Raw genomic sequence first — 12,837 nt, forward strand, 5'->3', positions numbered from 1 at the left:
GGGCACGTACCCCGTCAACCTCCCTGCCGTCGGAGGACCTGGCCCACCGTCTTGGCGACGATCTTCATGTCGAGCCAGGGGGACCAGTTCTCGATGTAGTAGTTGTCGAAGCGCGCCCGGTCCTCGATCGAGGTGTCCCCCCGCAGGCCGTGGGCCTGGGCCCAGCCGGTGAGCCCCGCGGGCACGCGGTGCCGGGCGGTGTACCGGGGGATGTGCTCGGAGAACTGGTCGACGAAGTGGGGACGCTCCGGACGAGGGCCGACCAGGCTCATGTCGCCACGCAGGATGTTCCACAGCTGGGGCAGCTCATCGAGTGACGAGGCCCGCAGGAACCTGCCGACGGGGCCGAGGCGGTCGTCGTGCTTGATGTTCCAGTTCGTCTGGGACTCCGTCTCGTCGACGGGCTTGAGCGATCGGAACTTGAGCACGTCGAAGGAACGTCCGTCGATCCCCACTCGCTGCTGCCGGAAGATGACCCCTGGGCCGCCCTCGTGTCGGACCGCGAGTGCGCACACGGCCATCAGGGGTGACAGGACGACCAGGGCGATGCCGGCGACCAGGACGTCGACCAGTCGCTTGACCGTCCACCACGGGCTGCGGAACACCGCTCGCCGCACTCGGATGAGCGGGATGCCCCAGATCTCGTCGGTGTAGCGGTTGGCGTTGTGCAGCTCGAACAGTCGCGGGACCAGGAAGACCTCGACGTCCAGCCGGTCGCAGGTGCGCAGGATGTCCACGAGGTCCTCCTCGCGGGCGGCTCCGAACGCCACGATGACGTCCCGGATGGTGTGCTCGCGGATGACCCGGCCGAGTCGTTCGTTCCGCCCGAGGACTGGGACCGGCAACAGCGACAACTCGTCGGCGGGCGGGTCCGAGTCGACGAAGCCCACGGGCTCCAGTCCATAGGTCCGCCGCTCCTGCAGCGTGGCGGCCAGCCGGATCCCCACCTGGCCGGCGCCGACGATGAGGGTGCGGTGCCCGACCCTCCCCCGTCGCCGCGCCGTGCGGACGATCGTGTAGGCGATGCGCCGGACCACGAGGACGGTGACGAGGAGCACCACCGCGTGCACGACCTGCCGCGGTGGCGGATCGACGTGTGGGAAGAGCGAGATGAACGCCAACTTCATCGCGAACCCCACGAAGGACGCCGCCAGGATGTATGGCAGGTCGTCGAGGAGCGAGAGGTTCAACCGTGACCGGTAGAGCCCGGCGACGTAGAAGACGAGCACGTACACCGGCAACACGACCAGGTGCACGGGCGACCCCGGTGAGGTGATGGCAGTGGCGATGACGAAGGCCAGCACGTCCCCGAGCAGGAGGTAGGGGCGGACGCCGAGGCGCAGCCACCAGGGTTCGGGATTGCGCCATGAGTCCTCGCGGACCAGCGTCCCCGGACTGCGGACACCCCCGGGAGCCGCTGCGACGGGCAGCGGTGGCTCGACGTGGTTCACCACACCGACGTCCGGACCCTGTTGGCCGTGGTCAGTCACAACACCTCCTCATGAGCGCCCCAAGACGCTAGGTGCTCAGCCGCCGGCCCGCCTCTCGACGCACTCACCACCCGTTGTCGTCGGGAGCCGTGACGCACCCCGAGGCGCTCGGCACGCGGTCCACGACGGTGCGGTCGATGGCCCTCGCCGGACCCGGCTCGGTGGCAGTCCTCCGATGCCGGCGTGCTGCTGCCTGCTACGCCAGCGTGAGGACGTCGTAGTCGCCGAACCGCCGGTCGGCCGTGACGAGCACGAGTCTGCGGCGCACGGCCTGGGCGATCAGCATGCGGTCGAACGGGTCGTCGTGGTGTCGCGGCAGCGCGCCGGCGGCCAGGCCGTCCTCCACGGTGATCGTCAGCTCACGGAACCCGTGCTGTTCGAGCTGGTCGACCAGGTCGTGCGGGATCGACAGCTTGCCGAGCGCCGCCTTGATCGCCATCTCCCACGCCGACGCCGCCGACACCGTGACCGACGAGGCCGGATCGGTGATCGCCTCGCGCATGGCCGGGGTCAACCGGGGGTCGTCGGCCAGCCACCACAGCAGCACGTGCGTGTCGAGCAGCAGCGTCACGAGCCGGCGTCGCCGTGGAAGGCGGCGATCACGCTGTCCGGGGTCTCGTCGAAGTCGTCGGCGATGAACACCCGGCCCCGCCACGCGCCCGGCTCCCGCCGCCGCGAGGCCGGCGCGACGGGGACCAGCCGCGCGACCGGCCTCCCGGCCCGGGCGATCACCACGTCCTCCCCCCGCTCCACGGCCTCCAGGAGGCGCGACAGGTGGGTCTTCGCCTCGTGGACGTTGACCGTGTGCTCCATGGCACCCAGAGTCATGGCTAAGTCTGGCTAAGTCAAGGTGACGCCGATGAGTCGGCCGCTGTGGGACGGTCTCCCCTCCGACAGCGCCCGAGCGCGGGAGGTCCCGTGACCAGCACCATCCGACCGATCCTCGTCACGCCCGACGTCGACCGGCTGCTCGCCTTCTACACCGGCGTCCTCGGCCTGCAGGTCGGCGAGTCCGAACTCGGCCTGTCCGCCGACGGGTCGGCCGTGCCCGGCGAGCCCGGCCGGATGCTGCTCAGCATCGAGGTGGACGACGTCGACGCGCTGCTGCCCCGGGTGACCGAGCTCGGCGGCCAGGCGCCCGGCCCGGCCAACGACATGCCGTGGGGCCAGCGGGTCGCCCACGTCAAGGACCCCGACGGCAACGTGGTCAACCTGACGCACACGCGCTGACCTGCTCGTAGGGTCCCGGGCGTGGACACGGGGAGCGGCACGAGGGCCATCGTCCGGCCGGCGGCGATCCCCGACGTCTTCCGGCTGGAGCGGCTGCCGGCCTCCGGGACGGTCGCCGACCTCGTCGCGGTGTTCTGGCGGGTGACGTGGGCGCTGCCGGCCGGCACGAGCCACGAGTCGCTGGTGCGACCAGGCGCACCTGGTGCGCGACTTCACCGCCGCCGTCGGCACTCCCCCGGCCCGCTACGCCCGCGAGGCCCGCGGCCGAGCGGCGTCGCGTTCCTCCAAGACACAGGGCCCCGGGCCCTCCTAGCGTGCCGGGCATGACCGCGACCACGCACACCCTCCCCGACCTGTACGACCGGCTCGCGGAGGCGGCCGCGGTGGCCCGCCGCGTCGCCGCGGGGGCCGCCGGGGCACCCCTGGACTCCCCCACCCCGGACGCCGAGTGGGACCTGCGTGCACTGGTCGACCACTGGGTGCTCTACAGCGCCCACGGCCTCGACTGCCGCGCCCGCCGGCAGCCGATCCCCGAGGAGCTGACCACCCGCGACTTCGCCGCGGACGCCGACTGGCCGCAGCGCTACGCCGACCAGCTCGACCGCGCCCTCGCCGCCTGGCGCGACCCCGCCGCGTGGGAGGGCGACGTCGACCTCGGCGGGATGGCGGTGCCCGCGGCGACGGTCGCCGGGATGCTGGTCAAGGAGCTCGTCGTCCACGGCTGGGACGTCGCCCGGGCGACCGGCCAGCAGGTCGAGGTGAGCGAGGAGACCGCGCGCGTGGTCCTGGACCTCGTCGTCGAGCACGGTGCGCTGTTCCGCCAGTACGGCGGCTTCGCCGACGAGCTGCCGGTGGACGACACGACGCCGACCCTCGAGCGGGCGCTGCGGCTCTCCGGCCGCGACCCGGGCTGGCGCCCCTGACCGGCCCTCAGCGGCTGGACACCGCCACCCGGACGCCGAGCGCCACGAGGACGCTGCCGCTGACCGCCTCGAGCCGCCGGCGGATGCGCGGGCGCCGGAACCACGTCCCGGCGCGCGCGACGCCGGCGGCGAGGGCCAGGTAGAGCCCCGTCTCCAGGGTGATCTGCAGCAGCCCGAGCAGCGCCGTCGTCGCGAACACCGGGCCGTCGGCAGGGACGAACTGCGGATAGAAGGCGATCATGAAGACGGCGGCCTTGGGGTTGGCCAGTTGCACGAGCAGGCCCTCCCCGAACGCCGTCCACCAGCGTCGGCGGCCGGCCGGGGGCACCGCCGGGACCGGGACGTCGGGCCGACCCCGCTCGCGCCACGCGGCCCGCCAGGCCCGGACGCCGAGCACCAGGAGCACCGCGGCGCCGACCACCCGCAGCACCAGGTAGCCGATCTCGGAGGCGGCGACCAGGGCGGCGAACCCGGCGCCGGCGAACAGCGCCCACAGGTACAGCCCCAGCTCGAGGCCGAGGACGGTGGGCACCGCGCCGGCGAGTCCGCGCAGCGCGGCCCGCCGGAAGATCAGCGCCATCGCGGGCCCCGGCGAGGCCGAGATGAGCAGGACCGCCAGCACGAAGGCCGGCAGCGACGAGACGACGTCCACGGCCGGATGGTGACAGGCCGACGTTCGCCCGTCGACGGCTTTCCGGGGACCGTGGCGCGGCCGGTCGCTCACAGGTGGGTGCGGTTGACTCGCCGCCGTGGACCTCGTCGCGCGCTTCTGGACCCGGGTCACCACCCCGGTGCCCGACCTGCCCACGGCCGTGCTGGTCGCCGCCCTGGCCGTGGCCGCCGTCGTCGTCCTCTCCCCCGCCCTGTGGCGCCCGGCGCGCACCGTCGTGACCATCGCCCACGAGGGCGCGCACGGCCTGGTGGCGCTGGCCGCCGGGCGGCGCCTGTCGGGGATCCGGCTGCACTCGGACACCTCCGGCTTGACGGTCTCGGCCGGCCGCCCGACCGGGCTGGGGATGGTGCTCACCTGCGCGGCGGGCTACACCGGGCCGGCGCTGTTCGGCCTCGGCGCGGCCGCGCTGCTGGCCGGCGGGCACGCGGTGGGCCTGCTGTGGGCGCTGCTGGCCCTGCTGGCGCTGCTGCTGGTGCAGATCCGCAACTGGTTCGGGCTGTGGGCGGTGCTGGTCACCGCGGCGGTGCTGGTCGCGGTCACCTCGTGGCTGCCGCCGGACGGGCAGGCCGCCTTCGCCGCCGCCGGCACGTGGTTCCTCCTGCTGGCCGCCCCCAAGACCGTGCTGGAGCTGCAGCGGGCGCGCCGCCGCCGGGGTGCGCCGGACTCCGACGCCGACCAGCTGGCCCGGCTCACCCGCCTGCCGGCGCTGCTGTGGGTGGGGGTGTTCCTGCTGGTCGACGTGGGCGCCCTGGTGCTGGGCGGCTGGTGGCTGCTGGGCTGACCCGCCCCGGCCCTGATGCAGAGCCGCCGGCTCACTCCCGCCCGCGCCGCCGGGGTGCCGCGCCGGCCGGCTGGCTCACCGGCTCGACCGCCGGCGCGGGCGGGATGTCGGCGACCACCTCGTCCTCGGCCACGGTCAGCCGCCGGCCGTGGTGGTGGACGTCGAGCGGCTCGCCCTCCGACAGCCGGTAGCCGGCCCGGGTCGGGGTCACCGTCACCACCAGGCAGCGGCCCTGGTAGTTGAGCCGGAAGCGCAGCCGGGTGATCCCCTGCGGCAGCCGGGGGGCGAAGGTGAGGTGCCCGTCGTGGTCGCGCATGCCCCCGAAGCCGGCCACCGCGACGGTCCAGCCGCCGGCGAGCGCGGCGATGTGCAGGCCGTGCCCGGAGTTGCCGTGCAGGTTCTGCAGGTCGGTGAGCGCGGCCTCGCCCCAGTAGTCGTGGGCCAGCTCGAGGTGGCCGGTCTCGGCCGCGACCACCGCCTGCGGCGCCGCCGACAGCGACGAGTCGCGCACCGTCCGCGGCTCGTAGTACGCGAAGTCGGCGACCTTCTCCTCGTGGCTGAACGCGTCGCCGCGCAGGTGCAGCGCCATCACCAGGTCGGCCTGCTTGACCACCTGCTTGCGGTAGATGTCGAAGTACGGGTAGTGCAGCAGCAGCGGGTAGCACTCCTTGGGCGTGTTCGCGAAGTCCCACTCCTCGTGGTGGGTGAACGCGTCGGACTGCATGTGCACGCCGCGCCGGGTGTCGTAGGGCACCGCCATCAGCGACGCCGCCCGCAGCCAGGTGTCGACCTCGACGTCGCTGACCTCCAGCCGCCCCGCGACGTCGGGCTGCCGCTTGACCGCCGCGGCCGCCTCGCGCAGGTTGCGCTGCGCCATGAGGTTGGTGAACACGTTGTTGTCCACCACGGCGGTGTACTCGTCGGGGCCGGTCACCCCGTCGATGCGGAACCCGTGCTCGTCGTCGAAGTGCCCGAGCGAGGCCCACAGCCGCGCGGTCTCGATGAGCAGCTCGGCGCCGTGGTCGCGGTCGAACTCCTCGTCGAGGGTGGCGTTGGAGTAGCGGACGACGGCGTCGGCGATGTCGGCGTTGATGTGGAAGGCCGCCGTCCCGGCCGGCCAGTAGCCGGAGGTCTCCTCGCCGCGGATGGTCCGCCACGGGAACGCCGCGCCGTGCAGGCCGAGCACCCGGGCGCGCTCGCGGGCGAGGTCCAGCGTCGAGTGGCGCCACCGCAGCGCGTCGCGGGCCGCCTCCGGCGCGATGTAGGTGAGCACCGGCAGGACGTAGGTCTCGGTGTCCCAGAAGGTGTGCCCGTCGTAGCCGGGACCGGTCAGCCCCTTGGCCGGGATCGGCTGCCGCTCGGCCCGCAACCCGGCCTGCAGCACGTGGAAGACGCCGACCCGCACCGCCTGCTGCAGCTCGTCGTCCCCCTCGACCTCCACGTCGGCGTGCGCCCAGTGGGCGTCGAGGACCTCCCGCTGCTCGCGCAGCAGCTGCTCGAAGCCGGCCAGCTTGGCCGTGGCCAGCGCGCCCTCGACCTGGTCGCGCAGCGCGGCCGCCGAGCGCCGGGAGGACCACCCGTAGGCGAGGTACTTCACCATCGTCACCGCCGACCCCTGGGGCAGCCGCGCGGCGAGGGTGAACCGGGCGAGGTCGTCGGTCGCCTCGATGTCCCCGGTGGAGCTGTCGGGCACCTCGACGACGTGGTCCATGCCGGCGGCGATGCGCAGCCGGCTGCGGCGGGTGCGGTGCACCAGCACCGCCCGCTGGCCGCGGGCCACGGCCATCTCGTTGACCAGCGGGTGGGCCAGCGCCGCGGCCGCCCGCGGGTCGTCGGTCTCGCTGCCGCTGTCGCTCGGCTCGTTGGCCAGCAGGTCCGACTGCAGCGCGATGTAGAGGTCGCCGCGGCCGTCGGTGCACTCGACTCGGTACTCGATGGCGGCGATGGAGCGGCGGCGCAGCGAGACCAGCCGGGTGCTGATGACCCGGACCGTCCGACCGTTCGGCGACCGCCACTCGGTGGTGCGGCGCAGCAGGCCGCGGCGCAGGTCGAGGGTGCGGCGGTGCTCGATGATCTCGCCGTAGTCCAGGTCCAGCGGGGTGTCGCCGACCAGCAGCCGGATCAGCTTGCCGTCGGTCACGTTGACCACGGTCTGCCCCTGCTCGGGGAAGCCGTAGCCGGCCTCGGCGTAGGGCAGCGGCCGCTCCTCGAAGAACCCGTTGAGGTAGGTGCCCGGGACGACGACCGGCTCGCCCTCCTCGAACGAGCCGCGCATGCCGATGTGCCCGTTCGCCAGCGCGAACACCGACTCGTGGACCGCCAGCGAGGCGTGGTCGAGGCCGATCTCGGTGAGCGCCCACGGCTCGACCGGGAAGCTGGGCCGTCCCTCGGTCATGACCGGCCCTCCAGGAGCTGCGCCAGGTCGGTGACGACGACGTCGGCCCCGGACGCCCGCAGCGCGTCGCCCTGACCCACCCGGTCGACCCCGACGACGTGGCCGAACCGCCCTGCCCGGCCGGCCGCCACGCCGGCGAGGGCGTCCTCGAACACCGCGGCGCCGGCCGGGTCGACCCCGAGCTCGCGGGCGGCGGCGAGGAAGGTGTCCGGGGCGGGCTTGCCGCGCAGCCGCTGGTCGGCCGCGACCACGCCGTCCACGCGGGTGTCGACCAGGTCGGCGAAGCCACCGGCCGCCACGACGTCGCCGCCGTTGCGGGAGGCGGTCACCACGGCGGTGCGCAGCCCGGCGTCCTTCACCGCCCGCAGGTAGCGCACCGACCCGGGGTAGACCTCGACGCCGTGCTCGGCCAGCTCCGCCAGCACCAGGTCGTTCTTGCGCCGTCCGACGCCGTGCACGGTCGCGGCGTCCGGGGGGTCGTCGGGCGTCCCCTCCGGCAGCGTGACGCCGCGGCTGGTGAGGAAGTCGCGCACCCCGTCGAGGCGGGGCTTGCCGTCGACGTAGCGGTTGTAGTCGTCCTGGGTGAACTCCGGCGCGGAGGGGTCGCGCCGGTGCAGGAACTCGTCGAACGTGCGCTTCCAGGCCGCCATGTGCACCGTGGCCGTCCGGGTGAGAACGCCGTCGAGGTCGAACAGGCAGGCGCGGATGGAGTCCGGGAGTCCGAGCACGGCTCGACGCTACCGGCGCCCGGGGCTGCGTGTCGGGCCGGAAACCCCCAGTTCACCCGTGGGCGGGCCCGCCCCGGCCCCCTGCAGGGTCCCGCCGCGAGCTTGCGAGCGGTGGGGGGGCAGGGGGTCCTTCTAAGGTCGGCGGCGGACGCGGGACACCCCGTTCCGCACGACCGAGGAGAGGTCCGCCATGGCCGCCCGTCCGACGCCGCCCAACCCCTTCGACTTCCTCCCGCAGGTCCCCGGCTTCGCGGTGACCAGCACCGACTGCAGCGACGGGCAGCCCCTGCCGGCGCCGCAGGTCAGCGGGGTCATGGGCGCAGGCGGCGAGGACCGCTCCCCGCAGCTGTCCTGGTCGGGCGCCCCGGAGGGCACGCGGAGCTTCGCGGTCACCGTCTACGACCCGGACGCGCCCACGCAGAGCGGCTTCTGGCACTGGGCGGTGGCCAACATCCCGGCCACGGTGACCGAGCTGCCCAGCGGCGCCGGTGACCGGGCCGGGTCGGGCCTGCCGGAGGGGGCGGTGCAGCTGCGCAACGACGCCGGCTTCCCCGGGTACGTCGGGGCCGCTCCCCCGGCCGGGCACGGCCCGCACCGGTACTTCGTCACCGTGCACGCGGTGGACACCGAGGCCCTGGACGTCACGCCGGACACCACGCCCGCCGTCCTCGGCTTCAACCTGTTCGGCCACACACTCGGACGGGCGACACTCGTGGCCACCTACGCACAGGAGTGACCACATCGGGTGAGGGACGCGCACCCGATCGTTGAAGACTGGAGGTTCTCCCAGGTGAGCGGCGCAGGATGACGGCATGCCGGCGGCCGCGTCGCACCGATCCGGCCTCCGGCGTGCCCGCGGTACGGCCGCGGCGCTGGTCCTCCTGCTGACCGTCCTGCTCGCCGCCGCCCGGCCGGCCTCCGCCGCGGGGAGCCCGGCGGCGGAGGCGGTGAGGGCGGCCACGGCCGCGTTCGGGTCCACCGGCACGCTGGCCGTCGTCGTGGCGCCGCAGGAGAGCCGGCTGACCGGCCTGACCGCGCGGGCGATCGAGGCGCGCTCCGCCCGGCTGGTCGCCGCGAGCGCCGCCAACGGGCAGGCCGACCGGGTCTTCCCGACCGCCTCGCTGGTCAAGCTCTTCCTCGCCGAGGGGGTCCTCTGGCGCGCCCGCACCGGCCAGGTGACGCTCGACGCCGACGACCTCGACACGCTGCAGCGGATGATCGCCCGCTCCGACGACGCCGCCGCCTCCGCCGTGTGGGTGCGCTTCGACGGCGCCGGGCTCGTGCGGGAGGCCGCCGCCCGCTACGGTCTGCCCCGCACCGCGCCGCCGCGGGTACCCGGCGAGTGGGGCGAGGCCACCACCACCGCACGCGACCTGGCCCGCTTCCTCGCCCTCCTGCCCGTCGTCTCCCACCCGGACGACGCCGCGAGGCTCACGCGGTGGATGCAGGAGGCGACCCCGCGCGGTGCGGACGGCTTCGACCAGCGGTTCGGTGCCTTCGGCGCCCTGCCCGGGACGCCGGCGGTCAAGCAGGGCTGGATGTGCTGCGTGGGCGGCCAGCGGCACCTGCACTCGGTGGCCGTCCGGGACGGTCAGGTCGTGGTGCTGCTCAGCGAGGTGCCGCTGTCGGTGAGCTGGACCGCCGACCGGGCGGCGCTGACGGCCGCCGCCGCGGCGCTCGCGGCGTTGCCGCCGGCGTCCTGACGCCGGTCAGTCGCCGGTCGCGGCCGGGCCGGCCACCCCGACGGTGGCCAGCCGGGCGAACCCCACCCGCTCGTACACGCGCGCGACGTCGTCGTCGCCGGCGACCAGGAACACCAGGTCCGCGGTCTCCCGGGCGTGCTCGGCCAGGGCGGAGGCCACCCCCGCCCCCAGGCCCCGGCCGCGGAACCGCGGCAGCGTCGCCACGCCGGTGATCTCGCTGACCTCGGTGCCGCCGCCGACGTCGAGGGGGTGGTGGGCGCCGACCGCGACCGGGTCGTCGCCCTCGACCGCCACCATCATCACCGTGCGCCCGCTGGCGATCCGCTCCCGCAGCACCGCCGTCCGGGGGGCCTGCGGCGTCGCCTCCACCCGCTCCTCCCCCACGTCGGCGCGCGGGCCGGGGTGGGCGAAGGCGATCGACGCCAGCCGCTGGTAGCGGGGCAGCTCGGGGTCGTCGGCGCCGACCAGGTAGAGCCGCACGCCGTGCGGGAGCAGCAGCTCGACCGGATCGGCGGCGACCAGCAGCGGGACCTCCTCGACGACGAGGCCGGCCGCCCGCGCCGCGCCCGCGGCCGACGGCGTGCGCTCGCAGATCCACTCGAGCGCCACGGGCAGCCCCGCGCGCCGCTGGACGTCGGCCGCGGCGCGGACGTCGTCGGCGGTGACCCGCTCCCCCGCCCGCGGCCGGGCCGGGTACGGCCACTCGGCGGTCCCCACCGGGACGTCGAGGCCGCCGGCGGCCTCGATCCGGGCATCGGCGAGCGGCGCGGCGGCGAAGTACCGCTCGATGCAGTCGAGCAGCCCGGGAGACGGCGGCACACCGGCACCCTAGACGCCGGTCGGCGGACGGGCGTCCGGACGGCGAGCTGCGGCGGTGCGGGCCACCCGGGCGGGTGAGGAGCGGGGGCCGGACGGCACGATGGCACCGTGACGGCAGGGACACGACACCAGGTCTCGCCCTACGCGGTGTTCGACCGCGACTCGTGGCGGGCCCTCGCGGCGGGCACCCGGCTGCCCCTCGACGAGCCGCAGCTGCGGTCGCTGGCCTCGCTGGGCGACCGCATCGACCTCGACGAGGTGGCCACGGTGTACCTGCCCCTCGCGGGGCTGCTGCGGCTGCACGTCGAGGCCAGCCGGCGGCTGTGGGCGGCTCGCAGCGAGTTCCTCGGCGACTCGACGGCCAAGGTCCCCTACGTCATCGCGGTGGCCGGCAGCGTCGCCGTCGGCAAGAGCACGACCTCCCGCCTGCTGCAGACGCTGCTGGCCGCCGGCCCCGGGTCCCCGCGGGTGGACCTGGTCACCACCGACGGCTTCCTCTGGCCGAACGCGGTGCTCGAGGCGCGCGGGATGCTCGGCCGCAAGGGCTTCCCGGAGAGCTACGACCGGCGGGCCCTGCTGCGCTTCCTCGCCGACGTGAAGTCCGGCCGCGGCGAGGTCAGCGCCCCGCTCTACGACCACCAGTCCTACGACGTCGTCCCGCAGGCCCGGCAGGTGGTGGACCGGCCGGACATCCTCGTCCTGGAGGGGCTCAACGTGCTGCAGGCCGGACGGCGGGCCGACGGCAACGCACCCGAGGTCTTCCTCTCCGACTTCTTCGACTTCTCCGTCTACGTCGACGCCGCCGAGACCGACATCCAGCAGTGGTACGTCGACCGCTTCCTGGCCCTGCGCCGGACGGCGTTCGCCGACAGCTCGGCCTACTTCCACCGGTTTGCCGACCTCACCGACGAGCAGGCGCGGGAGACGGCGCTGGGCATCTGGACGGCGGTGAACGGGCCCAACCTGCGGAGCAACATCGCGCCGACCCGGTCCCGCGCCCGCCTGGTGCTGCAGAAGGCCGCCGACCACGCGGTGCGGCGGGTGCTGTTGCGCAAGATCTGACTGCTCCGCAGGGGTGAGATGGTGAGGTGCCTCACCTGACAGCGGTGCGGATCGCGAGCACACTCGACGGCGGCTGCGTCACCGGACGCACACCCTGAGTTATCCCGGCGCACCGTCGCCGGGCCGAACGGAGAGTCCCCATGTGCTCCCACGTACCGGCCTGCCCCGACCCCACCAGCGACCTGCGTGACCTCGCCGCCGTCGTGCGCAGCCACCCCGAGCAGGGCTGGAGCCTGCTGTGCAACGGCGTCGTCCTCTTCGACGACGACGGCGAGCTGCTCCCGGACGGCCGGGCGATCGACGTGCACCGCGACTGGCGCACCCCGGAGCTCGCCGCCTCCTGACCCGGCGGGGCCCGTCCCCGTCTCGTCGCCTGTCCGTGCCTGGTGTTCGTGCGGTGCGTGATGTTGGGGATAACGGTTGTGAGCGGGGGACGGCGCCACCGCTCCGAGCGGGGCCCGGCCCCCGCTCACCCCTCCTCGGGCTCGCGCTCCTTGCGCCGCAGCAGCCAGCTCGTCACGCCCAGCAGGGCCACCAGGACACCCAGGACGCCGATCTCCACCAGGCGGTGGACGAACTCGTCCCCCTGCCCGACGACGCCGGCCGCCTCCACGGAGAGGACGACGATCTCCTTGATCGAGGCGATGATGCCGATGATCAGGAACGGCTCGGCCACCAGTTCGCGCCGCTCCACCGTCGCCCGCACCGCGAAGAGCAGCTCGACGAAGATGAAGACGAGCAGGAGCACGTCGAGCATCTCCAGCAGCGGGGCCTGGGAGAAGTCCGAGAGCAGCGTGGACGTCTTCAGCGCGGCCACCACGAGCAGCAGCAGGGACCCCGCGATGAGCAGGACCGCGATCCCCGCGTAGACCACGTTCTCCGCGATCTCCAGCGTCCGCGTGCCGACCCGGCCGAAGCCGGGCGGCGGCATGCGGTCCTCGACGTCGTGCTGCTCCTGGCGCGCCACGGTGCGGATCCTGGTGCATCCGGGCACCGGTCCGCTCGGGTGACCTCCCAGGTCAGCCGATCGGGC

15 protein-coding genes are annotated in these 12,837 nt (G+C 74.4%); 7 read left to right on the top strand and 8 right to left on the bottom strand.

Annotation, left to right across the window (positions count from 1 at the left end; genetic code table 11):
* Positions 1–14 precede the first annotated feature (14 nt).
* From ACI782_RS06475 to ACI782_RS06485, 3 genes are all read right to left on the bottom strand, one after another.
* The gene (locus tag ACI782_RS06475) at positions 15–1,490 is read right to left on the bottom strand and encodes a sugar transferase (protein WP_456907273.1); all 1,476 of its coding nucleotides are present in this window, start codon (positions 1,488–1,490) and stop codon (positions 15–17) included.
* A gap of 196 nt (positions 1,491–1,686) precedes the next feature.
* A complete protein-coding gene (locus tag ACI782_RS06480; RefSeq protein ID WP_456907275.1) occupies positions 1,687–2,061 on the bottom strand; it encodes a type II toxin-antitoxin system VapC family toxin in 375 nt (124 codons plus the stop codon).
* Positions 2,058–2,318: a type II toxin-antitoxin system Phd/YefM family antitoxin gene (locus ACI782_RS06485; RefSeq protein ID WP_456907277.1), complete on the bottom strand. Its 261-nt coding sequence runs from the start codon at positions 2,316–2,318 to the stop codon at positions 2,058–2,060. Before ACI782_RS06485 ends, ACI782_RS06480 begins: the two co-directional genes overlap by 4 nt.
* 90 nt (positions 2,319–2,408) lie before the next feature.
* Between ACI782_RS06485 and ACI782_RS06490 the strand changes: the two genes are divergently transcribed.
* Entirely contained in the window at positions 2,409–2,720 is a 312-nt protein-coding gene (locus ACI782_RS06490; RefSeq protein ID WP_456907279.1) for a VOC family protein, read from the top strand.
* Between the two features lie 323 nt (positions 2,721–3,043).
* Positions 3,044–3,643: a TIGR03086 family metal-binding protein gene (locus tag ACI782_RS06495; protein ID WP_456907281.1), complete on the top strand. Its 600-nt coding sequence runs from the start codon at positions 3,044–3,046 to the stop codon at positions 3,641–3,643.
* A 7-nt stretch (positions 3,644–3,650) separates the two neighbouring features.
* On the opposite strand, the gene ACI782_RS06500 is transcribed toward ACI782_RS06495, so the two are convergent.
* Complete coding sequence (locus tag ACI782_RS06500) at positions 3,651–4,295, bottom strand: LysE family translocator (RefSeq protein WP_456907283.1); 645 nt, start codon at positions 4,293–4,295, stop codon at positions 3,651–3,653.
* 97 nt (positions 4,296–4,392) lie between these two features.
* On the opposite strand from ACI782_RS06500, the gene ACI782_RS06505 reads away from it, so the two are divergent.
* Positions 4,393–5,097 (top strand): M50 family metallopeptidase, encoded by a 705-nt coding sequence (locus tag ACI782_RS06505; protein ID WP_456907285.1) that lies wholly within the window; start codon positions 4,393–4,395, stop codon positions 5,095–5,097.
* Positions 5,098–5,128: 31 nt separating this feature from the next.
* On the opposite strand, the gene ACI782_RS06510 is transcribed toward ACI782_RS06505, so the two are convergent.
* Together ACI782_RS06510 and ACI782_RS06515 are read right to left on the bottom strand one after the other, a co-directional pair.
* The gene (locus tag ACI782_RS06510) at positions 5,129–7,492 is read right to left on the bottom strand and encodes a glycoside hydrolase family 65 protein (RefSeq protein WP_456907287.1); all 2,364 of its coding nucleotides are present in this window, start codon (positions 7,490–7,492) and stop codon (positions 5,129–5,131) included.
* Positions 7,489–8,220 carry an HAD family hydrolase gene (locus ACI782_RS06515; protein WP_456907289.1) on the bottom strand — a complete coding sequence of 244 codons (732 nt, stop codon included), beginning with the start codon at positions 8,218–8,220 and terminating at the stop codon, positions 7,489–7,491. Before ACI782_RS06515 ends, ACI782_RS06510 begins: the two co-directional genes overlap by 4 nt.
* Positions 8,221–8,410: 190 nt before the next feature.
* Between ACI782_RS06515 and ACI782_RS06520 the strand changes: the two genes are divergently transcribed.
* Both ACI782_RS06520 and ACI782_RS06525 read left to right on the top strand, forming a co-directional pair.
* Positions 8,411–8,956: a YbhB/YbcL family Raf kinase inhibitor-like protein gene (locus ACI782_RS06520; protein WP_456907291.1), complete on the top strand. Its 546-nt coding sequence runs from the start codon at positions 8,411–8,413 to the stop codon at positions 8,954–8,956.
* 76 nt (positions 8,957–9,032) lie between these two features.
* Complete coding sequence (locus ACI782_RS06525; RefSeq protein ID WP_456907293.1) at positions 9,033–9,923, top strand: serine hydrolase; 891 nt, start codon at positions 9,033–9,035, stop codon at positions 9,921–9,923.
* A 6-nt stretch (positions 9,924–9,929) separates the two neighbouring features.
* On the opposite strand, the gene ACI782_RS06530 is transcribed toward ACI782_RS06525, so the two are convergent.
* Entirely contained in the window at positions 9,930–10,742 is an 813-nt protein-coding gene (locus ACI782_RS06530) for a GNAT family N-acetyltransferase (protein ID WP_456907295.1), read from the bottom strand.
* Positions 10,743–10,850: 108 nt separating this feature from the next.
* Between ACI782_RS06530 and coaA the strand changes: the two genes are divergently transcribed.
* A complete protein-coding gene (gene coaA, locus ACI782_RS06535) occupies positions 10,851–11,804 on the top strand; it encodes a type I pantothenate kinase (protein ID WP_456907297.1) in 954 nt (317 codons plus the stop codon).
* Between the two features lie 140 nt (positions 11,805–11,944).
* Positions 11,945–12,148 carry a DUF5999 family protein gene (locus tag ACI782_RS06540; RefSeq protein ID WP_456907298.1) on the top strand — a complete coding sequence of 68 codons (204 nt, stop codon included), beginning with the start codon at positions 11,945–11,947 and terminating at the stop codon, positions 12,146–12,148.
* Between the two features lie 125 nt (positions 12,149–12,273).
* Here the strand turns inward: ACI782_RS06540 and ACI782_RS06545 are convergent, their stop codons facing one another.
* On the bottom strand, positions 12,274–12,771 hold the full coding sequence (locus ACI782_RS06545) for a phosphate-starvation-inducible PsiE family protein (protein WP_456907300.1): 498 nt from the start codon (positions 12,769–12,771) through the stop codon (positions 12,274–12,276).
* Between the last annotated feature and the right edge of the window lie 66 nt (positions 12,772–12,837).

The sequence above is a fragment of the Geodermatophilus sp. SYSU D00703 genome, from assembly GCF_054050155.1.

Bases quoted from the DNA above. Each gene is read 5' to 3' on its own strand.
- ACI782_RS06485 (WP_456907277.1), bottom strand. From the start codon at position 2,318: ATGACTCTGGGTGCCATGGAGCACACGGTCAACGTCCACGAGGCGAAG.
- ACI782_RS06495 (WP_456907281.1), top strand. From the start codon at position 3,044: ATGACCGCGACCACGCACACCCTCCCCGACCTGTACGACCGGCTCGCG.
- ACI782_RS06510 (WP_456907287.1), bottom strand. From the start codon at position 7,492: ATGACCGAGGGACGGCCCAGCTTCCCGGTCGAGCCGTGGGCGCTCACC.
- ACI782_RS06520 (WP_456907291.1), top strand. From the start codon at position 8,411: ATGGCCGCCCGTCCGACGCCGCCCAACCCCTTCGACTTCCTCCCGCAG.
- ACI782_RS06525 (WP_456907293.1), top strand. From the start codon at position 9,033: ATGCCGGCGGCCGCGTCGCACCGATCCGGCCTCCGGCGTGCCCGCGGT.
- ACI782_RS06540 (WP_456907298.1), top strand. From the start codon at position 11,945: ATGTGCTCCCACGTACCGGCCTGCCCCGACCCCACCAGCGACCTGCGT.